This is a genomic window from Nocardia violaceofusca NBRC 14427, from assembly GCF_963869435.1.
In the GTDB taxonomy this organism is placed as follows: Bacteria; Actinomycetota; Actinomycetes; order Mycobacteriales; family Mycobacteriaceae; genus Nocardia; species Nocardia aobensis.
This window is the reverse complement of sequence record NZ_CAWMPM010000009.1, coordinates 197,331-221,373: the sequence shown is the minus strand read 5'-3', so window position 1 is coordinate 221,373 and position 24,043 is coordinate 197,331. Positions and strand designations below refer to the sequence as shown.

Annotated in this window: 27 protein-coding genes; 17 read left to right on the top strand and 10 right to left on the bottom strand. The window is 67.0% G+C overall.

What is annotated here, in order from left to right; translation table 11 throughout:
• Positions 1-105: 105 nt before the first annotated feature.
• A complete protein-coding gene (locus tag AC5592_RS09245) occupies positions 106-678 on the bottom strand; it encodes an Lrp/AsnC family transcriptional regulator (RefSeq protein WP_084506493.1) in 573 nt (190 codons plus the stop codon).
• 94 nt (positions 679-772) lie between these two features.
• On the opposite strand from AC5592_RS09245, the gene pdhA reads away from it, so the two are divergent.
• Genes pdhA through AC5592_RS09230 form a run of 3 tightly spaced genes read left to right on the top strand, consistent with a single transcriptional unit; the run spans position 773 to position 4,381 of the window.
• Entirely contained in the window at positions 773-1,993 is a 1,221-nt protein-coding gene (gene pdhA / locus AC5592_RS09240; RefSeq protein WP_232329271.1) for a pyruvate dehydrogenase (acetyl-transferring) E1 component subunit alpha, read from the top strand.
• The gene (locus tag AC5592_RS09235) at positions 1,990-2,970 is read left to right on the top strand and encodes an alpha-ketoacid dehydrogenase subunit beta (RefSeq protein ID WP_036498463.1); all 981 of its coding nucleotides are present in this window, start codon (positions 1,990-1,992) and stop codon (positions 2,968-2,970) included. The genes pdhA and AC5592_RS09235 overlap by 4 nt, the downstream gene beginning before the upstream one ends.
• Positions 2,971-2,995: 25 nt before the next feature.
• Entirely contained in the window at positions 2,996-4,381 is a 1,386-nt protein-coding gene (locus AC5592_RS09230) for a dihydrolipoamide acetyltransferase family protein (RefSeq protein ID WP_051024351.1), read from the top strand.
• Here the strand turns inward: AC5592_RS09230 and AC5592_RS09225 are convergent.
• Entirely contained in the window at positions 4,378-4,839 is a 462-nt protein-coding gene (locus tag AC5592_RS09225; protein ID WP_083870615.1) for an acyl-CoA thioesterase, read from the bottom strand. The two genes, AC5592_RS09230 and AC5592_RS09225, sit on opposite strands and share 4 nt — an antisense overlap.
• Positions 4,840-5,271: 432 nt before the next feature.
• Here AC5592_RS09225 and AC5592_RS09220 point away from each other — a divergent pair, with 432 nt between their 5' ends.
• Positions 5,272-6,627 carry an MFS transporter gene (locus AC5592_RS09220; RefSeq protein ID WP_063063974.1) on the top strand — a complete coding sequence of 452 codons (1,356 nt, stop codon included), beginning with the start codon at positions 5,272-5,274 and terminating at the stop codon, positions 6,625-6,627.
• Between the two features lie 78 nt (positions 6,628-6,705).
• Here the strand turns inward: AC5592_RS09220 and AC5592_RS09215 are convergent, their stop codons facing one another.
• The gene (locus AC5592_RS09215; protein WP_232329270.1) at positions 6,706-8,529 is read right to left on the bottom strand and encodes a DUF2075 domain-containing protein; all 1,824 of its coding nucleotides are present in this window, start codon (positions 8,527-8,529) and stop codon (positions 6,706-6,708) included.
• Positions 8,530-8,775: 246 nt separating this feature from the next.
• On the opposite strand from AC5592_RS09215, the gene AC5592_RS09210 reads away from it, so the two are divergent.
• From AC5592_RS09210 to AC5592_RS09185, 6 genes are all read left to right on the top strand, one after another.
• Entirely contained in the window at positions 8,776-9,351 is a 576-nt protein-coding gene (locus AC5592_RS09210) for a TetR/AcrR family transcriptional regulator (RefSeq protein WP_063063942.1), read from the top strand.
• 70 nt (positions 9,352-9,421) lie between these two features.
• A complete protein-coding gene (locus AC5592_RS09205; protein WP_063063941.1) occupies positions 9,422-10,210 on the top strand; it encodes an oxidoreductase in 789 nt (262 codons plus the stop codon).
• 189 nt (positions 10,211-10,399) lie between these two features.
• Positions 10,400-10,720: a hypothetical protein gene (locus tag AC5592_RS09200; protein ID WP_063063940.1), complete on the top strand. Its 321-nt coding sequence runs from the start codon at positions 10,400-10,402 to the stop codon at positions 10,718-10,720.
• A gap of 32 nt (positions 10,721-10,752) precedes the next feature.
• Positions 10,753-12,147 carry a hypothetical protein gene (locus AC5592_RS09195; RefSeq protein WP_063063939.1) on the top strand — a complete coding sequence of 465 codons (1,395 nt, stop codon included), beginning with the start codon at positions 10,753-10,755 and terminating at the stop codon, positions 12,145-12,147.
• Positions 12,148-12,450 (top strand): hypothetical protein, encoded by a 303-nt coding sequence (locus AC5592_RS09190; protein WP_036498470.1) that lies wholly within the window; start codon positions 12,148-12,150, stop codon positions 12,448-12,450.
• 9 nt (positions 12,451-12,459) lie between these two features.
• Positions 12,460-12,744 carry a hypothetical protein gene (locus tag AC5592_RS09185; RefSeq protein ID WP_157121699.1) on the top strand — a complete coding sequence of 95 codons (285 nt, stop codon included), beginning with the start codon at positions 12,460-12,462 and terminating at the stop codon, positions 12,742-12,744.
• A gap of 6 nt (positions 12,745-12,750) precedes the next feature.
• On the opposite strand, the gene AC5592_RS09180 is transcribed toward AC5592_RS09185, so the two are convergent.
• Positions 12,751-14,187 (bottom strand): MFS transporter, encoded by a 1,437-nt coding sequence (locus AC5592_RS09180; protein ID WP_063063938.1) that lies wholly within the window; start codon positions 14,185-14,187, stop codon positions 12,751-12,753.
• A gap of 59 nt (positions 14,188-14,246) precedes the next feature.
• On the opposite strand from AC5592_RS09180, the gene AC5592_RS09175 reads away from it, so the two are divergent.
• Entirely contained in the window at positions 14,247-14,756 is a 510-nt protein-coding gene (locus tag AC5592_RS09175) for a MarR family winged helix-turn-helix transcriptional regulator (protein ID WP_063063937.1), read from the top strand.
• A gap of 6 nt (positions 14,757-14,762) precedes the next feature.
• Here the strand turns inward: AC5592_RS09175 and AC5592_RS09170 are convergent, their stop codons facing one another.
• From AC5592_RS09170 to AC5592_RS09155, 4 genes are all read right to left on the bottom strand, one after another.
• Positions 14,763-15,080: a hypothetical protein gene (locus tag AC5592_RS09170; protein WP_063063936.1), complete on the bottom strand. Its 318-nt coding sequence runs from the start codon at positions 15,078-15,080 to the stop codon at positions 14,763-14,765.
• Between the two features lie 193 nt (positions 15,081-15,273).
• Positions 15,274-16,686, bottom strand: a complete 1,413-nt coding sequence (locus AC5592_RS09165; protein ID WP_036498474.1) for an NAD(P)(+) transhydrogenase (Re/Si-specific) subunit beta — start codon at positions 16,684-16,686, stop codon at positions 15,274-15,276.
• A gap of 3 nt (positions 16,687-16,689) precedes the next feature.
• The gene (locus tag AC5592_RS09160) at positions 16,690-17,031 is read right to left on the bottom strand and encodes an NAD(P) transhydrogenase subunit alpha part 2 (protein WP_063063935.1); all 342 of its coding nucleotides are present in this window, start codon (positions 17,029-17,031) and stop codon (positions 16,690-16,692) included.
• Entirely contained in the window at positions 17,031-18,197 is a 1,167-nt protein-coding gene (locus AC5592_RS09155) for a Re/Si-specific NAD(P)(+) transhydrogenase subunit alpha (protein ID WP_371507162.1), read from the bottom strand. The genes AC5592_RS09160 and AC5592_RS09155 overlap by 1 nt, the downstream gene beginning before the upstream one ends.
• Positions 18,198-18,445: 248 nt before the next feature.
• Here AC5592_RS09155 and AC5592_RS09150 point away from each other — a divergent pair, with 248 nt between their 5' ends.
• The 3 genes from AC5592_RS09150 to AC5592_RS09140 are packed head-to-tail and all read left to right on the top strand — an operon-like array spanning position 18,446 to position 20,409.
• Entirely contained in the window at positions 18,446-18,916 is a 471-nt protein-coding gene (locus AC5592_RS09150) for an HIT family protein (RefSeq protein ID WP_036498440.1), read from the top strand.
• Positions 18,913-19,752, top strand: coding sequence for a maleylpyruvate isomerase family mycothiol-dependent enzyme (locus AC5592_RS09145; RefSeq protein WP_063063934.1), 840 nt, complete (start codon positions 18,913-18,915; stop codon positions 19,750-19,752). The genes AC5592_RS09150 and AC5592_RS09145 overlap by 4 nt, the downstream gene beginning before the upstream one ends.
• A 6-nt stretch (positions 19,753-19,758) precedes the next feature.
• The gene (locus AC5592_RS09140; RefSeq protein WP_063063933.1) at positions 19,759-20,409 is read left to right on the top strand and encodes a Type 1 glutamine amidotransferase-like domain-containing protein; all 651 of its coding nucleotides are present in this window, start codon (positions 19,759-19,761) and stop codon (positions 20,407-20,409) included.
• Between the two features lie 21 nt (positions 20,410-20,430).
• Here AC5592_RS09140 and AC5592_RS09135 read toward each other — a convergent pair whose 3' ends face one another.
• The gene (locus AC5592_RS09135; protein WP_036498437.1) at positions 20,431-20,763 is read right to left on the bottom strand and encodes a winged helix-turn-helix transcriptional regulator; all 333 of its coding nucleotides are present in this window, start codon (positions 20,761-20,763) and stop codon (positions 20,431-20,433) included.
• Between the two features lie 67 nt (positions 20,764-20,830).
• Here AC5592_RS09135 and AC5592_RS09130 point away from each other — a divergent pair, with 67 nt between their 5' ends.
• Together AC5592_RS09130 and AC5592_RS09125 are read left to right on the top strand one after the other, a co-directional pair.
• Entirely contained in the window at positions 20,831-21,157 is a 327-nt protein-coding gene (locus AC5592_RS09130) for a hypothetical protein (protein WP_036498460.1), read from the top strand.
• A 4-nt stretch (positions 21,158-21,161) separates the two neighbouring features.
• Positions 21,162-21,806: a cysteine hydrolase family protein gene (locus AC5592_RS09125; protein ID WP_036498436.1), complete on the top strand. Its 645-nt coding sequence runs from the start codon at positions 21,162-21,164 to the stop codon at positions 21,804-21,806.
• Between the two features lie 12 nt (positions 21,807-21,818).
• Here AC5592_RS09125 and AC5592_RS09120 read toward each other — a convergent pair whose 3' ends face one another.
• Positions 21,819-22,406, bottom strand: a complete 588-nt coding sequence (locus tag AC5592_RS09120; protein WP_036498435.1) for a TetR/AcrR family transcriptional regulator — start codon at positions 22,404-22,406, stop codon at positions 21,819-21,821.
• A gap of 157 nt (positions 22,407-22,563) precedes the next feature.
• Between AC5592_RS09120 and AC5592_RS09115 the strand changes: the two genes are divergently transcribed.
• The gene (locus tag AC5592_RS09115) at positions 22,564-24,027 is read left to right on the top strand and encodes an MFS transporter (RefSeq protein ID WP_063063932.1); all 1,464 of its coding nucleotides are present in this window, start codon (positions 22,564-22,566) and stop codon (positions 24,025-24,027) included.
• Positions 24,028-24,043: the final 16 nt, after the last annotated feature.

Below are 24,043 nucleotides of genomic sequence, written 5' to 3'. Positions count from 1 at the left end.
CCGCCGCCGGGAGGCTCGCCTGTGCCTCGGCGACGTCGGGCGGGTGGGATGCGGAATCGGCGGTGGCAGTCACCGAGCTATCTTCGCGGGCGGCTGGCCCTGCCGTCAGCGGCCAGTACGCCGGAACTGGACCGAATTCTCGCCTGCGTCCTGTCGTCCCGCGTCCTGTCGTGGCGCTGCCGACTCGTCGGCTCCAGCCAGTCGCTGCAGCAGTGGCGCGGTGCGCGGCCCGACCAATTGCTGCATCACCAGTGCCATATTGGTGCGCTGCACACCCGCGATCTTCAGAATCGCGCCGGTGATCCGGTACAGATCGTCGGCGTCGCGCGCGACCACGCGAACCGTCAGATCCGTCTGCCCCGTCGTGCCGCACACCTCGGTGACCTCGGGGATCTCGGCGAGTTCGGCCACCACGTCGGCGAGCCGATGCTGATCGACCACCACCGCGACGAAGGCCGCCAGCCGGTAACCGAGGGCGCGCGGGTCCACGCGCCGTTCGAATCCGGCGAGCACACCGGCGGCCTCCCATCGAGCCAGCCGGGCCTGCACGGTATTGCGGGACAGCCCCAGTCGCGTGGCCAGTTCCACCCCGGTGGCACGAGGGTTGGCAACCAGTTCCAGCAGCAGCCGGGCGTCGGTGGCGTCGATTGTCGCCGGAGCGGGTTCAGCACTGGGCATGTAACGCAGTATGACAGTCCTGACCCCGTTCGGATCGAGCATTCTGCGCAGTTCGCGTGTTGCCACTTGCGCATCCCGCTCAATCGTGGATGCTGTGAGGTACAGCACACAGCTGGCGAAGAGCAGTCCGCCGGATCGCGAGGACGGAGACCCCGTCGTACGCGGCAACGAGGAGGTGATGGCTGTGCACAACACCACGACGCACAACACCACAACCAAGTACGACACCGGGACGAACCCCTATCCCGTGCAACTGGTCCAGCCCGACGGGCGCCGTGTTCTCGACCGCGAGCACGCGGCCCTGATCGCGGACATCGGTCCGGCCGAACTGCGCGAACTCTACGAGGACCTGGTCGTCACCCGCCGCATCGACGTCGAGGCGACCGCACTGCAGCGGCAGGGCCAGCTCGGCCTGTGGGCACCGCTGCTCGGCCAGGAGGCATCGCAGATCGGCTCCGCCCGCGCCCTGCACGACGACGATTACGTCTTCTGCAGCTACCGCGAGGCGGGTGTCGCCTACTGCCGTGGCGTGGATCCCACCCTGATCACGCGGCTGTGGCGGGGGGTGGCGCATTCGTGCTGGGATCCGGACGAGATCAACATGACCAATCCGGCCATCGTCGTCGGCTCGCAGGGCCTGCATGCCACCGGTTACGCCTACGCCGCACATCTGGAAGGCGCGGAGATCGCGGTGCTGACCTACTTCGGTGACGGTGCCAGCAGTCAGGGCGATATCGCCGAAGCGCTCGGCTTCGCCGCCTCCTGGAGTGCGCCGGTGGTGTTCTTCTGCCAGAACAACCACTGGGCGATCAGCGAACCGGTGCAGCTGCAGAGCCAGACGCCGATCGTCCGGCGCGCCTACGGATACGGCATTCCGGGCGTGCAGGTCGACGGTAACGACGTGCTGGCCGTCCTGGCCGTGACCCGCCAGGCCGTCGCCCGTGCCCGCGCCGGTGGCGGGCCGTCGTTCATCGAGGCGATCACCTATCGGATGGGCCCGCACACCACCGCCGACGATCCCACCCGCTACCGCTCGGCCGCGGAAACCGAACTGTGGCAGCGCCGTGACCCGATCGACCGCTTGCGACGGCTCCTCGAACGAGAAGAACTGTGGGACAGCGACTTCGAGCGCCAGGTCACCGCGCGCGCCGACTCGGTCGCCGCCGCGGTCCGCACCGCGACCATCGATATGCCCGATCCGGATCCGATGCAGCTGTTCGACCACGTCTACACCACCGCGCATCCGCTGATCGCCGCCGAGCGCGACGAATACGCCGGGTACCTGGCGGGTTTCGAGGAAGGAGTACGGGCATGATCACCACCTTCGCGAACGCGCTGAACACGGGGATGCGCCGGGCACTGGAGGACGATCCGAAGGTCGTGCTGATGGGTGAGGACATCGGGCGGCTCGGCGGTGTGTTCCGGGTGACCGACACGCTGCAGAAGGACTTCGGGAACAACCGCGTGATCGACACCCCGCTGGCCGAATCCGGCATCATCGGAACCGCTTTCGGCATGGCGCTGCGCGGTTTCCGGCCGGTCTGCGAGATCCAGTTCGACGGATTCGTCTACCCGGCCTTCGACCAGATCGTTTCGCAGGTCGCCAAGATTCACTACCGCACCCAGGGCAGGGTCCGCGCGCCGATCACCATCCGGATTCCGTTCGGCGGGGGAATCGGTTCGGTCGAACATCATTCGGAGTCGCCGGAGGCCTATTTCGCGCATACCGCCGGACTGCGCGTGGTCTCGCCGAGTACGCCCGAGGATGCGTATCGGCTGTTGCGCCAAGCTATTTCGTGCGACGACCCGGTCGTCTTCTTCGAGCCCAAGCGGCGTTACTGGGACAAGGCCGATCTGGATTTCACCGCCCTGGACGCGGATCCACTCCCCCTGGACCGGGCGCGCATCCGCCGGTCGGGCCGCGACGCCACGATCGTCGCCTACGGCGGCATGGTCGCGACCGCGCTGACGGCGGCCGAAATCGCGGCCGGAGAGGGGCATTCACTCGAGGTGATCGATCTGCGCAGCCTGTCGCCGATCGATTTCGGCACCATCGAGGAATCGGTGCGCCGCACCGGCCGGCTGATCGTCACCCATGAGGCGCCGGTCTTCGCGGGGCTCGGCGCCGAGATCGCCGCCCGCATCGCCGAACGGTGTTTCTACTATCTCGAGGCGCCGATCCTGCGCGTCGGTGGCTTCGACATCCCGTATCCCCCGGCTAAGCTCGAACGGCACCACATGCCAGACCCCGATCGCATTCTCGACGCGGTCGATCGAACGTTCGCCGCTTGACAACTGTTCGGACAGAGGTGCCCCTTTGGAAGACCCTGCTGTGGACGACAACAACCACATACTCGAGTTCCGGCTGCCCGATCTCGGGGAGGGATTGACCGAGGCCGAACTGATCTCCTGGTCGGTGGCCGTCGGCGATACCGTCGAACTCAACCAGACCATCGCCGAGGTGGAGACCGCCAAGGCGCAGGTCGAACTACCGTGTCCGTTCGCCGGGCAGGTCGCCGAACTGCTGGCCCGGCCCGGTGAGACGGTGGCGGTCGGCGCACCGTTGATCAGAGTGCGCACCGCCGCGCCGGCCGGCGACGCTCCCGCGGCGGGCGAAAGCCGGACCTCGGTGCTCGTCGGTTACGGGCCCGGGGCCGAAGCGCCCACGCGGCGTCGTCCGGCGTCGAAAAACGGTGCCGCGGCCCCGCATTCGGCCGCACCGGGACGATCCGAGGAGATTCCGCCGGAGTTCCCGGGCCGCCCGCCCGCCACGCCGGCCGCCCGCCAGCTGGCTCGCGAACTCGGTATCAATATCGCGTTCGTGGCCGGCTCCGGGCCGGGCGGGGCGGTGACGGTCGAGGATGTGCGCCACGCGGTGCCGGTGTCGCAGCCGCCGCGCCGGGTGCGGCCCGAGGAGGAGGCCGCCGACGCTCCGCGCCCGGCCGCTCCACCGGTGCCCACCATGCGACCCGACGGCGGCATCATCCGGCCGACGCCGAGTGAACGCGAAACCCGCACCCCGGTCAGCGGTGTCCGCAAGCGCATCGCCGCGGCCATGACCACCAGCGCCCGCACGATTCCGCAGGCCAGCGCGTTCGTGACCACCGATTTCACCGCCTCGATGGAGTTGCTCGACCATCTGCGCAGCACCGACTCCTTCACCGGGCTGTCGCTCACTCCCCTCGCGCTGGTGGCGAAGGCGACGCTCGCGGCGATCGCCGAATTCCCGGGGATCAACTCCTGCTGGGACGCCGAAGCCAATCAGATCGTCACCAAGCACTACGTCAACCTCGGCATCGCCGTGGCCACCGAACGCGGGCTGCTCGTCCCCAACATCAAGGAGGCGCAGTCGCTGAGCCTGCGCGAGCTGTGCCGGGAGATCGGCTGGCTCGCCGATGTGGCCCGCGCCGGTTCGGCGACCCCCGCCGATCTGCGCGGCGGCACCTTCACCATCAGCAATGTGGGTGTCTTCGGCGTCGATACCGGTGTGCCGCTGGTGAATCCGGGTGAGGGCGCGATTCTGTGCCTGGGTTCCATCCGGAAACGGCCGTGGGTGTATCGCGACGAGCCGGCGATCCGGTGGATCACCACGCTCGGTGTGAGCTTCGATCACCGCATGATCGACGGGGAGCTCGGCGCGCGATTCCTGTCGACGGTCGCCTCACTGCTCGAGGATCCGCTGACCCTGCTGGGCCGGGTCTAAGCCTCGTCGGTCACCAGCGCGGCCGCGGCGCTGCGGATGATCGCCGGGATCTCCACGGATTTGCGGGTCTCGTTGTCCACGTAGACGTGCACGAACCTGCCGGTGGCGGCCAGCTCCAGATCCTCCCCGGCGGTATCGGCGGCGGTGCCGGCGTCCAGGATGCGAAAGATCGCCAGATCGTAGGTGATGCTGGAGCGGCCGAGGCGGCTGATCCGCAACCCCACCCGCAGCTGGTCGGGGAAACTCAGCGAGCCCAGATACTGGCACGAGGTCTGGGCGACTACGCCGATCGCGGGCAGCTCCCGAATGTCGGTACCGGTCGCGGCCATCAACCAGGCGTTGACCGCGGTGTCGAAGTACGAGTAATAGGTCACGTTGTTGACGTGGCCGTAGTGGTCGTTGTCGGCCCATCGGGTCGGCACCGGCCAGAGCACCGGGTAGTCCTGCTGTGTGGTCACCGCCCCGACAATAGTGACCGCGACCGGAGCGACGCGGGCGGAGGCGGCAGCCTGCGTCACCCCGGAGCCCGCCGCGCAGGTCGCCGATCGGCACCGCGACCGGAGCGACGCGGGCGGAGGCGGCAGGTGAACCCGGCGCGGCTCCGAAACGTGTCGGTGGTAGGTCATACACTCGAATCGAAACCGGTTACATCCGGGGCCCGTGCGGTGACGTCGACGATGCCGTGATCGCTCGGGATACGGGGAGCCGCCGACCGCGGTCGGCGCCGCCGAATCAACGACGCTTCGACGCACTCCTCCGCTCCGGAGTCGTACCCGCGGGGCAGGCGCTTCGGGTGTTGGGCCCCAAGGGGTTCCGCGTGCCGAGCCACCTGGTTCGGCACGGCCTCTCGTGCGGTGAACAATCGGTGCGCGCCCGGTACCGTCGAATCGATGCATTCATCGGTGGAGACGACACGGCGCGGGACGGCTGCTCCGGCCGCTCGCCGCGCGCGGGCAGCGGTGTTCGCGGTTTTCGCGCTCAACGGGTTCCTGGCCGCGATGTGGGTGGTGCACATTCCGGTCATCACCGATCGCACCGGGGTCTCGCACGGGACTCTCGGAATTCTGATCCTGGTGATGGCCGGCAGCGGCATCGTCGGTATGCAGGCGGCGGGTCCGCTCGCCGACCGCTTCGGCAGCCGAACCCTGGTCACCGCGGCCGTCGCCTGGCTGGTCGTGGCGGTGAGCGGACCGGCGTGGGCCACCGGGCCGGTGCAGCTCGGTATCGCGCTCGCGCTCTTCGGTTTCGGCAACGGTGCGCTCGATGTGTCGATGAACGCCCAGGCCGTGCAGGTCGAGCGCGTCTACCGTCGGCCGATCATGGCGGCGTTCCACGCGCTCTTCTCCTGCGGCGGTCTGGTCGGCTCGCTCGCCGGCGCGGCGGCCATGCACGCCGGTGCCGATATCCGGGTGAGTTTCGCGGTCGCGGCCGTACTGGGCCTGCTGGTGATGCTGGCCAGTGTGCCGAGCCTGCTCCCCCGCCTGCACGCCACCTCGCAGGTCGAACCGGCAGCCACGACCGCCGAATCCGCGGCGGTCCCGAACCACTCCGCGGCCGGAAATGGTGTGGCTGTCACCGAATCGGCCGCGGCACTTCCGGCAGCCGGCGCCCCCGCCGCGGGTTCGCGGCCCGGTCGCCACACAGCCGATTCCGCCGTGCGCCGACGCATCCGGCGCTGGCTCCCGCCGAAAGTCTTGGCGCTGGCCGCGATCGCGTTCGCCCTGCTGATGGCCGAGGGCGTCGCCAACGACTGGAGCGCCCTGCAGACGCACGAGCATCTGGGCGTCAGCGACGCCACCGCCGCCCTGTCGTTCGGTGCGTTCTCCATCGCGATGACCGTCGGCCGCTTCACCGCGGACCGGGTCAGCGAACGCTTCGGCCGCATCGCCGTCGTCCGCTGGGGTTCGGTCCTCGGCGCCGCCGGTCTCGCCGTCATCACGGCCTCGCCCTGGCTGCCCCTGAGCCTCGCGGGCTGGATCCTCGCCGGCCTCGGCCTCGCGGGCGGCGTCCCCCAGATCTTCACCGCGGCGGGCAATCTGAGCACCGCCACCGCCGCCACCGACATGTCCAAGGTCTTCGGCCTCGGCTACCTGGGCTTCCTCGCCGGCCCCTCGGTCATAGGCTGGCTCGCCCAACTCACCTCCCTCACCCTGGCCTTCACCTTCCCCCTACTCGCCGTCCTCCTCTGCGCCTGGTTCGCAGGCACCGTCGGGGAAGGTACTCCGGCCGACCACGTCGACAGGTAGACGAGCAATCACCACGAACAGCCGGCCGTGCCATCGGGTGCAGCCACCGGGAACACGCGTCCCTCTCATGGCCGCTGTTCAGTCGACAAGGCTCTTCAGAAAGGCTTGTGTGTCCGGATCGACAGAATGTATGACAACTCCCCGCATCCCGCGCGTGAGAAGCACCTTGTAGATATTTCGCACCAATGTGTCGAAGGTTTCGTCACCTACAGGTTTGGTTTTCGTGCCCTTGAGCGCCTTGTCCTTCGTAGCGTCGCGAACCGTCGTCAAGTGCCCGTCGCGAATGACGAGGTCGGGACCGATGATGACACCCGACCAGTCGTATTCGAACCCCTGGGCGGTGTAGACGCAGCCGACCTGCTCGAATCCGCGCGGGTCGGTTGCCCACAGTGAACTCGGCGGAGCGCCCCCGACGGCCCGTTCTCCTCGAAGGTTCCACGGCTTGGCCCATTCGCCGATGACCACGTCGTCGACGAGAGTCCCATCCTCCTTCGGAGAGCTCCAAGGCCAGCAATATCCGGCGGCGATTCGCGCGGTCCATCCGTCGGCGTTCTTGTCTCGGAGGAACGTTTCCATTTCCTGCGGCGTCTCCGCGATACGGACGTCGAACGCGGCGGTGTCTCCCGTCCACGGTGTAGGACCGCCGATACGCAACCCCAGCAGACGGCGTACCCATTCGTCGTATTCGGCGCTGCCGCCGCACCGGTACTGCCCGTCCAATTCGATCTGGTGTACCACGTAGCCGGCGCGAGCCGCGTGATCTCGGATCGCGTGAACCGTCCCCACCTCGTCCGGCCTGACCACCTGATGTTCATCGAGAAGAAAGACCGGGACCCGCGCCGCAGCCATCAACTCATCCACCTGTGGACGGTTGGTGCGCTGGGCGCGCGGTGTGAACCGATTGGTGGACACCTCTCGAATTCGATGGGCCTCATCGCAGATGAGGACGTCGAGCTCGTTCTTTTCGCAGTCGGAGAAGTTCCGAAAGTACTTGAACAAGTCCTGAAGCTCTCTGGAGCCCTTGCCCGGAAACTTTCGCAGCGATTCGGTGAAGGCCAGAGATCCAGTCGCGTGCCGTACGCGGTAGCCCTCGCGGTGCAACTCCGCGAGCAGCGAGACCGCGATGAGGCTCTTGCCACTGCCCGGTCCTCCGGTAACGACCACAACACTCTTCTGGTCCGTCTGCCGGGCCAACCGCACTCGGCTCATCACCGTTTCGTACGCCAGTTTCTGGTGGTCGAGCAGCGAGTATTCGGTCGCCGACCGTAGCTCCGCACCGGTGAACCCGAACAGGTTCGGCTTCGCTCGAATAGGGCTCTCGAGCAGCCGGTTCGCTGCTCCGGTGCCCGATTCCGGGGCGAATTGGCTCTTGAGGAAGGTCAGAAATTCTTCGCGTTGCTCGCCGGTGAACATGCGGCCCGTCTCGTCCGGCGGCAGAGCTCGCAGCGCGCTCACCGAATTCTCGGTTGCATTGTGCAAGTAGGCCACTCCACGGACCGCATTCGGCCGATCATGGAGAGTTTCGACGAATCGGGTCAGATATCGGCAATAGCCACGCACCTGATCGATGGGGTGAAGATGCTCGCCCGGCAATCCCTGGACTCGCACGATTCGGTCGCTGTTCCAGACGAGCTCCGCTCGCCCCCACTGCTTCAGTTCGACGACGACATAATGGTCGTCTCCGGTTTGCGGGTGGATACCACTCAGAATCACATCGGCCCGGCGGCTCGTCTCGGGCAGTCGATATTCGATCAGCATCTCGACGTGCTCCAGCCCGGTGGCGACCAGATCCCCGGCTATCCACGGCAGGCTCACGTCCCAGGAGCGTTGCTCGGCGGTCGGCACCTTACGTTTCGTCCGGCCCAGATGCTCGGAGACTATCGCCGACAGCTGCTGCTCCACTGACAGATGCAACACCTCTTCTGCCGTCGAGCGGTACACCCGAGATGACACGACAACACCCCCAAGCAGCACGAATCCTCGCGCGGTTGGGGGCGTATCCGTTGCTCACAGAAGCCCGTCGGGCCGCAACCTGATGACGAGATATTAACGCAGCCAACAACTGTCACACACGGGCACCGTCCGAGAGCTGACCCGCAGACGTACCCATTGTTGACCTCAAGGACAAAAACTCGTAGAGTTCGGGACATGGGCAGGCCGCGTAACTTCGAGACCGAGGCCGTGGTGGATCGGGCTCTGGATGCGTTCTGGACTCATGGGTATGCGAATACCTCGCCGGCGCAGCTGGCCGAGGCTACCGGGATCGGGAAGGGGAGTTTGTACCACACGTTCGGCAGTAAGCGGGAGCTGTTCGAGCGGGTGCTGAACCGTTACGACCGGATGGGAGCGGAAGTGGCCGGGGAGTTCATGGCCCGGCCGGGGACCGCACGCGAGTGCATCGGCGCGTTCATCCGGTTTCTGGTGGATTCCGATGTGGCACAGCCGGTTCGGCGTGGCTGCTTGGCGGTGAACACCGCTACCGAATTCTCCGCGCAGGATCCCGAGATCACGAAGGCGGTCCGGACCATGCAGGAGAACACCATGACCGCACTGTCCGATCGGATCGATCGGGGTCGACGCGACGGCGACGTGGCACAGGACGTCGATCCGCGGGCCGCCGCCGAATTCCTGATGAACACCATCGTGGGACTGCGCGTCATGGCGAAGACCAGCGATGCGGAGACCCTGCACCGCATCATCGACACCGCACTGACCACCCTCTGATATCCGGGCCGCCACCGCGGCCCTTTTTCGTACCGCAATTTTTGACCTGAAGTTCAAGAAAGGGAAGCTCATGGACCTCGAACTCACCGGCAAGACCGCCGTCGTCACCGGCGCGAGCCGCGGCATCGGACTGGCGATCGCCGAGGCGCTGACCGCCGAGGGAGCACTGGTGGTCGGCGCCGCGCGCACCGTCACGCCGGAGCTGGAAAAGGCCAGTGTGGCAGCCTATTCCGTCGATCTCGGCACCTCCGAGGGCGCCACCACACTGATCGATTCGGCGCTGCGTGAACTCGGCGGCATCGACATCCTGGTCAACAATGTCGGTGGCGGTGATGCGGATCGGCTGGGGCTGGGGGCATTCACCGACATCTCCGACGAACAGTGGCGGACCCTGTTCGACCTCAATCTGTTCAGCGCGGTCTGGACCACGCGCGCGGCGCTGCCCAGCCTGCTGGAACGCCGCGGCGCGATCGTGAACATCTCCTCGATCAACTCGCGCCTGCCCGCGGCCGGGCCGATCGGCTACAGCGAGGCCAAGGCCGCGCTCACCGCGTTGAGCAAACGCCTCAGTGAGGAATTGGCCCCGCGCGGCGTGCGCGTCAACACCGTATCCCCCGGCGTCGTGGGCACGCCGCTGTGGCGGGACCCGAACCGTTTCGGCGGAAAACTCGCTGCGGCGCAGGGCATCTCGCACGACGACCTGCTCGCGGGCATCGGCGAGAGTTTCGGCATCGCCTCGGGGCGGATCTCGGAGCCCGAGGAGGTGGCCGCACTGGTCGCCTTCCTCGCCTCCGCGCGAGCCGGCAATATCGTCGGCGTCGACTACGTCATCGACGGCGGGACATTGAAAGTCGCGTAGTCACTACCGTTCGTGCTTGTGCCGCAGGCCGTTGCCCAGGGCCACGGCCTGCGGCCGGCCACGCCCTGCCGCGGACTACCCGAATATCCGATCGCCGGTTCAGGCCGGGTAGTACGGGGAATGTGAACCGCGAGTACTCGGCTCGCCGGAAGTCGCTTCCCTGCCCTGTCCTGACGTCAGGAGGGGAAAATGACATTTCAAGTCAACCCGGACGGACTGCGGGCCGCGGCTGGGGAGTTGGCGCTACTGCCGATCGATATCGACAACGCACCGAAACTAGACGCTGATCCGGTGGCGAAATTGCTCGCGGGTTTGTCGGTAGGAACCGAACTCGGCAAGTCCCATGCGGCGAGTCGGCAAGCCAAAGATGTTCTGAAAGCGCGTTTCAACGAGTTCTCGGCCCTGTTGGTGACGTGTGCGGACAGCTTCCACGGCAATGACCAAGACGCCGCTCGGCGCCTCGCCGCTGTCGCTGATCTGAATTCCGGCGACCCGCACGCGGGCCGGTAGCCATCATGCCGACTCCGAAAGAAGTACTGGCCATGGATACCTCGGGCCTGCAGGGTGTCGCCGACCGGGCCGGCCAGATTGCCGACGCCATCGTCAAAGTAGCCGGCACGCTGCACAAGACCATCCACGACGATCTGGCGTGGCAAGGCGCGGCGGCCCGAGCCGCTGAAGACAAAGCCGACCGCGAACAGACTCAGATGCGAGCGATTGCCACCGCATACGATGACCTCAGTGCCGCCTGCGCCGGCGCAGCTCGCGACCTTCAGTATCCGATAGCGGAAACCAAGACGATCTTTCAGCATTACGTCGTCCCGCCGGTTGCCGTCGCGGACAACTGGAGCGCAACCGGAATACAAGATCCGAATTCCGAAGCGGGCGTAGAGCTATCTCGCCTGTCCGGACTGGTCGCCAGCCTCCGAACCGCCGATGCGCAATGGAGCGCCGCCATTGCCACGGCCAACGACGAACTGACGAAGATGGCATCGGCGGCTACCTTGACGGCGCTCGAGGTAGCCGATCAGAGCTTCAAATCCATGGATTCCCGCGCCGATCCCGATCGGATCCGCACCTCGGCCGCGGCGTTCCAGCAGTTGTTCGGGCGTCCGCCTGCAACCGCATCCGACTGGAGTACAGCCGAGGTCCTGAACCCGAACAGCTATACCCCGGAGTTCAAGGGGGTCGGGCCCGAAATTCGCGTCGTCAAGATCACACCCGTTCCTGGGCAGGGTGTGGTCCGATCGTCTCAGTACATCGAGCAACGTGACGTCTCCGACCCGGACCCCAATCCGCTCAATCTCAATCCCGGCGCTCGCGACTTGGGGAACAATCGAACGGCCGACCCGAATTTCGATCCCGAACATACGAAGGTCACTACATATGTCGACTACGAGAACGGCATAGTCGTCATGCGCCAGAACCCGTCCGTTCGCGAGAACGACGACTGCAGCCCGGGCGAGGTCAAAGTTGGTGCGCCGGACGGGAAAGTGTGGCAGAACCCGGACGGGTCGGTCCGCATCCAGTACGACGCGGGTAACCCACTGCCGCCCTCTTGGATGACCAAACCTCCTGGCCTGGATGGCCACGACGTCACGGTCAACGGCGACTTGGTGTTCCAGCCCGGTCCGAACGGGGTCCAAGTGAACGGGACGCGCACCGATTACCCATCATTGGAGGTGTATCAAGACACCCCCGATGGACGCACGCAAACGATCGCGCTGGACCCGGCTCGGTCCGGGAGCTCACTCGGCCCGGCCATGAATCTGCCGTTTCACCACGACATCGGCGTGGGAGGTGCGGCCTTCGGTCCGTTCACCGACTGGAACGACCGCTACGACGTGCCCGGGAATCCGAAGCCGCCGACATCGTTCGGTCCGGTCGCGGCGCCGCCCACTGCCCCGGTGCAGCGGATACCCGCAGGGACGGCCTGAATGACGCCCTCTTCGTCGCAAGATGCGCGGTTCTGGCGCCTCGCCACATGGGGCGTCGCGGGCTTCTTTCTGCTGCAATTGGTGGTCATGATGATCGCGGCGCGGGTCATGCACTCGGACACCGACGGCACGATCTTCGGTTCGTTTCTCGCCGCCTCGGTGGTGGGTACCCTTATCGCTTCGCTCCTTCGATGGAAGGCGCGGGGGCCCGTCCGCGGCGTAGCTCTTGCCGCAGTGACCACCGCGGGCATATGGCTCGGGTCGTCTGTCATCATCGGATGCCTCTATTTCGCGACCGGATAGGAGCATCCTGTGACCAGAGAACACTCTGCTCCGCAGGACAGGCGCGAAACCTGGTTCGGCCCACTGTCATTCAGAGCGGCTGCGGTTTGCCTCACGCTGAACGTGATTCCGTTCTTCATCAACGGATACCTGATCTTCGCGCTCGTCCTGCTGTACGCGATCGAAGTGATCGCCGCTGCTCTGCTCTGCGCTCGCGGAGGGCGCGCGCGACAGCTGTGCACAGGCATCGCGGTGGCGCTGGTCGGCACTGCCGCCTGCTTTGTGCTGCTCCCCGCACTGGGACGGTTGTCCTGACGTCCGCTACCGTTCGTGCTTGTGCCGCAGGCCGTTGCCCAGTGCCACGGCCGCGGCCAGCCACGCCCCGACACTCAGCACCGCGAAGCTGATCACGTAGGCGTGCAGCGACGGCACGCCCGTGTGACCGATGGTGAGAGCGCTCAGAATCGAGGCAGTGATGGCGCCGGCGATACTTCCACCGGCGGTGCGCACCAACGAGTTGATCCCACTGGCGATTCCGCTCTCGCTCATCGGAACATGCTGGACGGCAAGGGTTCCCAGCGCGGCGTAACCGATACCGAAGCCGATGCCCTGCAGCGTATTCGAGATGACCATGTCGTAGCCGTGCGCATTGGACAGCGCCAGCCATCCGGTCGCCGCACCGGCGAAGGCTGCGCCGATGGCCAGGGTGAAGGCGGGGCCGATGCGCGCGACGATGCGCCCGGTGCGGAAGGAGAAGAAGGTCATCAGCACCGAGCTGGGGATGCCGTAGAGCCCCACGGCCAGGACCGACCCGGACAGACCGTAACCGACCTTGTCGGCGGGGGTCTGCACGAAGTTCGAGATCAGGGTGAAGGAGCCGAACATCGCGAAGCCCAGCAGCGCCGAGGCCATATTGGCCGACAGCGAGCGCGGGCCGACCAGCAGTGGCAACCGCACCAGCGGCTGTGCGACCTTGCGTTCCACCAGCACCCACACCACGGCGAGCACGGCGGCCGCGGTGAACAGGCCGATCACGCTGGTCTCACCCCAGCCCCAGCGCGGCCCCTCGCTGATGGCCAGCAGCAGGCACACCAGCAGACCGGCGAGCAGGACCGCGCCCAGATAATCCGGCTGCCCGCCGTGGCGCTGCCCCACATCCCTGGCGCTCACGCCGACGAGCACGGTGGCGAGCACGGCCAGCACCGCCGTCATCCAGAACACGGGATGCGGATCGGTGGTCTTGTCCGCGATGACACCGGTCACCAGCATGCCGATGGTGCCGCCGACACCCATGGTGCCGCTGATGACGCCGATCGCGGTGGTGAGCCGTTCGCGCGGGAAGGTGTCGCGAATGATGCCGATCCCCAGCGGAATCAGCGCCGACGAGGTGCCCTGCAGCGCCCGGCCGACGATGTAGACACCCAGCGAACTCGCCATCGCGCAGACCACCGAACCGATGATCAGCAGCCCCATGCAGAACATCACCATGCGCTTCTTGCCGTACATGTCGCCGAAGCGCGAAAGCAGCGGTGTGGCAACGGCTCCGGTGAGCAGCGCGGCGGTGAACAGCCACGTGACACCCGCGACGTCGGTGTGCAGTTGCCCGATCAGCCTGGGCAGCAACGGAATGACCACGGTCTGCTGCAGCGAGACCACGAGTCCGGCCGCGCACAGCGCCAGCAGTGTCAAGACCAGGTGCGCCGGCGCACCGGTTTCGGAATCGGTTCCGGTGGATCGGCCGGTGACGGTCGACGTCATCTGAGTTCCCTATCTTTATACTTACCTAACTTAAGTAAGTTGGGTAGTAGGATAACCCTGTGCCGCGTTCCGAAGGAAGTCCCGAATCGGTGGCCGACGCCGACTACATCGTGGAACTCGAGCGCGCCCTGACCCGGATCGCGCACCTGCTCACCCGGGCCAGACGCCACGATCGCACCGTGGCCGCGGCCGGGGTGAATCTCGATCGCGCCAATGTGCCGCTGCTGCGGATGCTCGCCGACGCCGCGGAGCCGATGCGCATGGGAGAACTCGCGGCCTGCCTGGATGTGGAGGCGCCGCATGTCACGCGCCAGATCCAGCGCCTGGAGCGGGCCGGTTACGTCGACCGGGTGACCGATCCGGAGGACCGCCGGGCGCAGCGGGTGCGCATCACCGACGAGGGCCGGGCCACCGTCGACGCGATCCGCGCGGTGAGCCGCCGCCACATGCGCGATGCGCTGGCGGAGTGGTCGACCGAGGATCTGCGTCAGCTCGCCGCGCTCAACCACCGCATGGTCGACGCGTTTCTCGACAATGCCGAGCGCACCGACGCCTTCGGGCGGCGATGAAGCTCGTCAGCGCTCCTTGCGGTCGATCCGAATGGTGACATCCGGCCACGGCGGATTCCGCACCACCGCGATCAGGGACAACGTCGTCGCCACCAAGCCGACGAAGATGCCCAGCAGCGCGATCGCCGTGTCGTCGGTGACGGCGTGCCAGCCGGTGTTGCCGTCCTCGATGACGAAGACGCCCAGCGGCCGGGCGCGCCGGAACCTTCCGCCGGGGCGCGTCACCGGGATGACCGTGGCGCCTTCGGGGGTCTGATACGGCGTGCCGTAGATCGCCGAATCATCGCCCACCGCAGGCAGATCGAACCGCTCCCGAACCGTCATCTCGACCCCTTCCGGCTGCCGTGCCGCGCTCGCGGCACCATCGAGCCCCGCGGGCCACTCTAGTCCGCCACCCGCGGCTGGGAGGCGGCGTGCGCCCACGTTGCCGCAAGCACGCATCGCGCCCACCGCCTAGAAACCGGAAACGGCCCGCAGCACATCTGCCGCGGGCCGTTTCGGGTCGAACCTACGCTCGTTACAGCGCCTTGAGTTCCTCGGTGACGGCTCCGACGGACTTCTTGGCGTCGCCGAACAGCATGGAGGTGTGGTCGGCGTAGAACAGCGGGTTGTCGATGCCGGCGAAGCCGGAGTTCATCGACCGCTTCAGCACGATCACGCTCTTGGCCTGATCGACGTTGAGCACCGGCATGCCGTAGATCGGGCTGGAGGAGTCCTCGCGCGCGGCGGGGTTGGTGACGTCGTTGGCGCCGATCACCAAAGCCACGTCGGTGCGCGAGAATTCGCCGTTGATGTCGTCCATTTCCTTGAGCGCGTCGTAGGAGACCTCGGCCTCGGCCAGCAGCACGTTCATGTGGCCGGGCATACGACCCGCGACCGGATGGATGGCGTATTTGACCTCGACACCCTTGGCCTCCAGCAGCGAGGCCATCTCCTTGACCGCGTGCTGGGCCTGCGCGACGGCCATACCGTAGCCGGGCACCACGATCACCTGGTTGGCGTAGGCCATCTGGATCGCGGCATCGGCGGCCGAGGTGGCCTTGGCCTGCTTCTGTTCACCGTCACCGGCAGCCGCGACACCGCCGCCACCACCGAAACCACCCGCCACGATCGCCGGGATGGACCGGTTCATGGCCTTGGCCATGAGGTTGGTCAGGATGGTGCCCGACGCGCCGACGATCATGCCGGCCACGATCATCGCGGTGTTGTTCAACGCCAGACCGGCCGCCGCGGCCGACAGACCGGTCAGCGCGTTCAGCAGCGAGATCACCACGGGCATGTCGGCGCCACCGATCGGCAGCACGACCATCAGGCCCAGCACCGCGGCCAGCACCAGCAGCAGCACCATCCACCACCACGGCGCACCATCCTTGGTGGCGCCGATACCGATCACCACCGCGGAGGCGATCGCACCCAGGGCCAGCAGCAGGTTGACCGGCTGCTGCAGTTTGCCGAGCCCGATCGGGCGGCCGGGCAGGATCTCCTGCAGCTTGCCGAACGCGATCAGCGAGCCCCAGAACGAGATCGAACCGATGATCGCCGCGAACAGCGAACCGATCACGATGTGCACGGTGGGCTGCTCGTGCAGCGACGAGAAACCGTCGCTGTTGAGGAATTCCGACCACGCGATCAACGCGACCGTGCCACCACCGACACCGTTGAACGCGGCGACCAGCTGCGGCATCGCGGTCATCTTGGTGAACCGCGCCGGCGGAACACCCAGCGCCACACCGACGACCAGGCCCGCGATGATGATGATCCAGTTCGAGGTGTCACGGATCGAGATGAACGTCGCGATCACCGCGATGCCCATACCGACCGCCGCGATCCAGTTGCCACGCACCGCGGTCTTCGGGCCGGTCAGCCCCATCAGACCGTAGATGAACAGCGAGAACGCGACGATATAGAGAATATTGACCAGATTGTCCATGAGTCAGCGGCCCGCCTTCTCGGTGTTTCCAGGGCGCTCCGCGCCCGACGCAGCGGGCTTCTTGCCCTTGAACATCCCCAGCATCCGGTCGGTCACCACGAAACCACCGACCACGTTCAGCGTTCCGAACACCACCGCGACGAACAGAATGATCTGCGTGATCACCGACGGATGCTCGATCTTGCCCAACGTGACCAGCGCACCCAGCACCACGATGCCGTGGATGGCGTTGGTGCCCGACATCAGCGGGGTGTGCAAGGTGTTGGGCACCTTGGAGATCACCGCGAAACCCACGAATCCGGACAGCACCAGAATCGCGATATTGGCCAAAAGCTCGGTATACATCAGCCCTGCTCCTCGGAGTCGGCGGGACGGCTCGGCGCACCGGCCACACAGGAATCGGCGATCACCTGGTCACCGAAATCGGGCTCGAGCCGGCCGTCTTTCAGCATCAGCTCCAGCAGCGCCGAAATATTCTTCGAGTACAGCTCCGAGGCGTGCTCGGGCATCGTCGCCGGCAGATTCAACGGCGAGCAGATCGTGACATCGTGGCGGACCACCGTCTTACCGGGCTCGGTCAGCTCGCAGTTACCACCGGTCTCCCCCGCGAGATCGACGATCACACTGCCGGGCTTCATTCCCTCCACCGCGGCGGCGGTCACCAGGCGCGGCGCGGGGCGACCCGGCACCAGCGCGGTGGTCACCACCACGTCGAAGCCCTTGATCGCATCCTCCAAAGCCTGCTGCTGCTGGGCCTTTTCGTCATCGGTCAGCTCGCGGGCGTAACCACCCTCACCGGCCGCGTCGATACCCAGATCCAGCCATTGCGCGCCCACCGACCGCACCTGATCGGCCACCTCGGGCCGCACGTCGTATCCGGTGGTGCGCGCACCGAGGCGCTTGGCGGTGGCCAGGGCCTGCAGACCCGCGACACCCACACCGAGCACCAGCACCGTCGCCGGCTTCACCGTGCCCGCCGCGGTGGTCAGCATCGGGAAGAACCGCGTCGACTCCGACGCCGCCAGCAGCACCGCCTTGTACCCCGCGACATTGGCCTGCGAGGACAGGGCGTCCATCACCTGCGCGCGCGAGATCCGCGGAATCGCTTCCACCGCGAACGCACGCACGCCCGCGTCCTGTAGCGCGCCGATCTTGTTGTCCGCGTTGCGCGGAGCCAGGAATCCGATCAGCGTCTGGTCCCGCGACAGCTTGGCGATCTCCGCATCGTTGGGCGGAGCCACCTTCACCACGACCTCGGCCTGCCACGGATCACCGATCGTCGCGCCCGCGGCCTCGTAGGCTTCGTCGGGAATCAACGCCCCGACCCCCGCGCCGGCTTCGACGACGACCTGCACACCCTGCTTCACCAGGCTCGGGATGATCTTCGGCACCAACGCGACGCGTCGTTCATCGGCGTTGGTCTCACGAACCACACCGACACGCGTGCGGTGCGACGTGCGACTGTCGTCGCCGGGCTGCGCGCCCTCGTTCGCGCCCTGCGTTGTCTCCACTGGTCAACTTCCTTACTTGTGACGGCAAGCTGGCCCCCTGATGTCCAGGTGGGCCGCCTGTTGGGTCTGGCCGAGCAGAACTTACTTTTCAGTAAGTTCCGAAATAATTCTCGCAACTGTACCCGGCAGGTCGGTGAGATTAGTTGAGATCAACGTCACACCACACCACGCCTTTTCTCCCGAATGCCCGTTCACGCAGCACAGAAGCGGGCTATGCCGGGTGCGTCGTACGCCGTAATGTCTGCCTGGTGAGTGGCTGCATCTTCTGCCGGATCGTCGCGGGCGACGCACCGGCGACGCGGATCTACGAGGACGAGCGGGTGTACGCCTTCCTCGACATCCGGCCGATCACCCGGGGGCACACCCTGGTGATTCCGAAGAGCCATGCCGCCCACCTCGACGAACTCGACGCCGACCTGGGCGCGGATCTGTTCCGCGTGGGCCATCGCATCGCGAAGGCGTTGCGGCGCAGCGACCTCGGCGCCGACGGGGCGAATCTCGTCCTCAACGACGGTAAGGCGGCCTTCCAGACAGTGCATCACGTCCACCTGCACGTGGTGCCGCGCCGCGGTGGTGACCTGTTCACCTTCGCCCGAGGCTTCCTGCTGCGGCGCCCGCACGATCCGGCGGCCACGGCGGCCGCGATCCGTACCGGGCTCGACCGGCTCGGCGCGGAGCCGGACCGACTCGACCCGACCGACAGGGAGACTCGTTCATGAGCACAGCCTCACTCGACCGCACCGAACTGACCAGTGCGCTCTCCGACCAGTGGGATGCGCTGGCGGAGCTGACCCGCGGATTGGACGAGGACCGCTGGCGGCTGCCGTCACCGCTGCCGGGCTGGACGGTCTTCGATGTGCTCGCGCACGTCGTCGCCATCGAATCGATGTTGCTCGGCGAGCCGCTGCCACACATGGACAGCGATGTCCGGGCGTTCGACCACGTCCGCAACGACACCGGCGCGCTGAACGAGGTGTGGCTGGAGTCGCTGCGGCCGCTGCGCGGTGACGACCTGCTGCGCCGGTTCACCGAGGTGACCGGCCGCCGTCGCGCCGCGCTGGCGGCCGTCGACGAGGCCGCCTGGGCCGCCGATATCCAGTCCCCGATCGGGGTGGTGCCGTACGGCCGGTTCATGCGGGTGCGGTTGTTCGACTGCTGGATGCATCAGCTCGACATCACCGACGCACTCGGCGGCGAGGCGAAGGCCCTGGGTATGGACGAGGGCGGGCGGCGCGCCGAGATCGCGCTGGACGAGATCGAACCCTTCCTCGGGCGCGTAGTGGTCAAGCGTGGCGCCGCGCCCGACGGGTCCCGCATCACGATCGAGACCACCGGTCCGGTCGCCCGCACCGTGCACATTCGTGTCGACGGGCGCGCGGAAGTCGTCGCGGCCCTGGATGGGCCGGCCGATACCGTGATCCGGCTGGGGTCGAGTCTGTTCGCCCGCCTGTGCGGCGGACGCATCGCCGCCGCGGACCATCGCGACGAGATCGAGGTCGACGGCGACCGGGAACTGGGTGAGCGGATCGCCGCGAATCTCGCGTTCACACTCTGATCCGCCGTGCGACTGTTCCTGTCCAGCTACCGATTCGGCGCCCACTACGACCGGTTCGCCGAACTCGTCGGCGGCCCGGGGCCGATCGCGGTGATTCCGAATGCCTGCGACGCATGGCCGTCCGCGTGGTCCGGCGCCGTGACCAGTGATCTGGTTCCGCTGCGGCGCAGCGGTTTCCGGCCAGAGGTGGTCGATCTACGTGATTACGTCGGTCGTCGCGCCGAATTGGAGCGGGTGCTGCGCGGCTATCCGGCGCTGTGGGTCCGCGGCGGCAACACCTTCGTCCTGCGGGCCCAATTCGCCCGCAGCGCAGCCGATCTCGTGCTGCCGGAGTTGCTGGCCGAAGATGCGCTGGCCTACACCGGTTACAGCGCGGGCGCCTGCCTGCTGACGCCCGATCTGCACGGTCTGGAGGATGCCGACGATCCGGCCGAGGTGCGGGCCGCCTGCGGTATCAATCCGCGCTGGGACGGACTGGGAGTGGTGGACCGGGCGATCGTGCCGCATGTGGATTCGCTGGGCACCGATCCGGACGGGCACGGCACCCGCCTGGCCGAGCGCTTGCGCGCGGCGGGAACGCCGCACTGGGCGCTGACCGACGACGACGCCGTCGTGGTCGACGGTGAACGCACCGAGATACTGACCGCCGGTACCTGACGCCGCGCCCGCCGATCTCGCTCAGCCGAGGGTGACACCCGTTCGCTCACATCGCTTTTCGCCCCATTCGTACAGTGCGGTCAGCACCGGAACCAGGCTGCGCCCCTCGGCGGTCAGATCGTATTCCACCTGTGGCGGGACGGTGTCGAAGACGGTCCGGCTGACGAGACCGTCGGCCTCGAGCTCGCGCAACTGCTGTACCAGCATCTTCTCACTGGTCGAGGGCATGGCCCGGCGCAGTTGACCGTAGCGCCGCACACCTTCTTTCAGATGCGCGAGGATCACCGGTTTCCACTTCCCGCCGATCAGGTCGACAGTGACCTCGACCGGGCAGTAATACCGCCGCTGCGACATCGCGCTCACCTACTTACCGAAAAGTGCGCTCTTGTAACACTGTAATCACCGGACTTGCATGGATCTCATGAAAGTTATCGCCTTCGACCGCTTCAAACCCGGAGTCACTCTCGAGACCATCACACCGTATCTGCCCGAGGAGGTCGCCAATGTGTGGCGCCTCTGGAAGGCCGGAATCGTCCGGGAGAACTACGCCCGCGCGGACGAATCGGGTGTGGTGATCGTCTTCGAGGTGGACAATGTCGCGGAGGCCCGGCGCTATGTGGACGATTTTCCGTTGTCCAAGAGGGGTTTTCTGGAATGGACCTACGTTCCGGTGACCGCTCCGCTCCCGCTCGAGGCGCTCATGGACGCCTCGGTCGACACGGCCGAACCCTACGATCGGACCAGGTGAGCATATGCGGCATGCATTCGGACTCGACATTCCCTCGACCGTGGCGGACGCATGCGATCCGGCTCGGACGGCGGTGCTGATCTACGACATGCAGGCCGGCATCGTGAATCAGATCGCCGCGGGACAGCAGATCGTCGATGCCTGCGTCCGGCTTCGAGACATTGCGCGTGAGAACGGATTTCGCGTGTTCTACACCCGGCACATGTCGCTGCCGCCGGCCGCGTCCGGGGTATCACAACTGCGCACGGCCATGGCGTGGCAGCGGGTGGACGATCCGGGCCGGGTGCGCTCGATGTTCCCCCAAGGCTCACCGCAGTATCAGCTGGTTCCGGAGCTGACCCCGGGCCCGGACGAGGTGGTCTTCGACAAGATCACCATGTCGGCGTTCGCGGGCACGCCCCTCGATATCGCCCTGCGCGACCTGCGCCTCGATACCGTCGTGATCGCGGGGATCGCCCTCGAGGTCGGTATCGAGCCGACGGTGCGGCACGGCATCGATCTGGGCTATCTGCCGATCATGGTGACCGACGCCTGTGGCGCCGGACATCCCGAGGCGGCCGAGCGATCCTATGCCGCAATGGCTTTCGCCGGCGGATCACTCACCACCGATCTCGCCGGCCTCGAGCGGGAGATGGCCACGCGCCGTTAGCGAGCGTTCGGCTCAGGCGTCCTCGCGCGGCGCCACGATCCGGCGGGCGGCGTCACGCACCCAGGTGCGCAGCTCCGCCGGATCGTCGGGGCCGCCGACGACGAACCGCCGGGACTGCGGAAGCGCCTGCTGATAGTTGATCAGTCCCGTCAGCAGGGTCAGCAGGTATCCGGGCGGCATATCGTCGCGCAGCAGTCCTCGCCGTTGCGCGGCCTCGACCTTCTCGATCTTGTCCCGGTAGCGGCGGGCGCGGGCCTCGCCGGCGGTGACCTGGTCCGGCGCCAGTTCCAGCGCCTCCCACATCTGCAGCCGGAGGAATTCCGGATGTTCGCGGTGGTAGGCGATATGGGCGTCCACCCAGGCGTCGATATCGTCGATATCGGTCGACACCGCCGCGGCCACATCGATCATCGCCTTCTCCAGCACCTGCTCGAACAGTTGCTGTTTGTCGCCGAAGTAGGCGTAGATCAGCTGCTTGTTGGCCTTGGCGTTGCGGGCGATGCGATCCACGCGGGCACCGGCGATCCCGTGGGCGGCGAACTCCTCGGTCGCCGCCTCGAAGATGCGGGCCTTGGTGGCCTCGGGATCGCGCGGGGGCATGCCATCGATGCTAACCAACCAATTGGTTGACACGACGTCGCGGGCGCTGGAATAGTTCTAACCAACCGGTTAGTTACATCCCTCGCGGAGACAGATCCGCATCCCGCGGCGCAGCGCGGCGCCGCCGACACTCTCGACCGATTCCGGGGAGTCCGATATGTCCACCCTCGAAACCCCTACCGCCCCACCGCTTCTGCGCACACCACCGGCCGGCGTCGTGCCCTACCCGGCGCGCTGGCGGGTCCTGCCGGTGGTGCTGAGCGCCATGTTCATGGCGATGTTCGACTGGTTCGTCGTCAATGTCGCCGCCTCCTCGCTGCAACACGACCTGAACGCCGGCGAAGCGGCACTCGAACTGATCGTCGGCGGCTACGGCTTCGCCTACGCCTCGGGCCTCATCACGGGCGGCCGGCTCGGCGACCTGTTCGGCCACCGGCGCCTGTTCGTGATCGGCATGCTGGCCTTCACGGTGGCGTCGCTGCTCTGCGGCCTCGCGACCGACGCCTGGACGCTGGTCGGGGCCCGTGTGCTGCAGGGCGGCACCGCGGCGCTGATGGTGCCGCAGATGCTCGCGCTGATCAACACCCTGTTCCCGCCGCTCGAGCGACCGCGGGCGATGGCCGCGTTCGGCGCCACCATCGGCCTCGGCGCGGTCGCGGGCCAGGTGCTCGGCGGCATCCTGCTCGACGCCGATCTGTTCGGCTGGGGCTGGCGGACCATCTTCTACATCAATGTGCCGATCGGAGTGGTCGCGGCCGTGCTTGCCGCGCGCTGGCTCCCCCGCACCGGCAGCATTCGCGGGGCACGGCTGGATCCCGTTGGCGCCGTGGGCATTTCCGCAGCGCTGGCACTACTACTGATCCCGATCACACTGGGCCGGCCGGAGGGCTGGCCGCTGTGGACCTGGGTGTCGATGGCGGCCGCCGCGCCGGTGCTGCTGGCTACGCTGCGCTACGAGAACCGGCTGGCACGCCGAGGCGGGGAACCGGTCCTCGACACCGCCATGGTCCGCGAACGCGGCTTCAGTCTCGGTCTGGTGATCGCGGGCGGCTATCTGACCTTCTTCGCCGGCTTCATGCTCTGCCTGACCCTGATGCTGCAGGGCGGACTCGGATTGTCGCCGCTGCGTGCGGGTCTGGCGTTCGCGCCGCTGGGACTGTGCTTCGCGGGCAGTTCACTGTTCCTCGCACCACGGGTCGCCAATCGCTTCGGAAACAGGGTGATGGTGATCGGCACCTGCACCAGCCTGACCGGTCTGGGCATCACCCTGGCGGTGCTGGCCGGCATGGGCACACAGGTGAGCGCCCTCGCGCTGATTCCCGGCATGATGATCGTCGGGCTCGGCAACGGTATGACCATCCCCTCGGTCGTCTCGGCCGTGCTGTCCTCGGGTATCCCGGCACCGCAGGCCGGGATGGCGGCCGGCGTGCTCACCACCGCGCAGCAGTTCGGAAATGCCATCGGCGCAACGGTTCTCGGCGTCATCTTCTTCTCGGCGCTGGGTGCGGCACACACCACCGGCAACTATGTGACGGCCATGGAAATGGCCGCGGTGGCCGGGATCGTGGTCCTCGGTGTGGTGCTCGCCGCCGCGCTGGCACTGCCGCGGCAAACCCGCTGAACGCCCTCGATGCCCC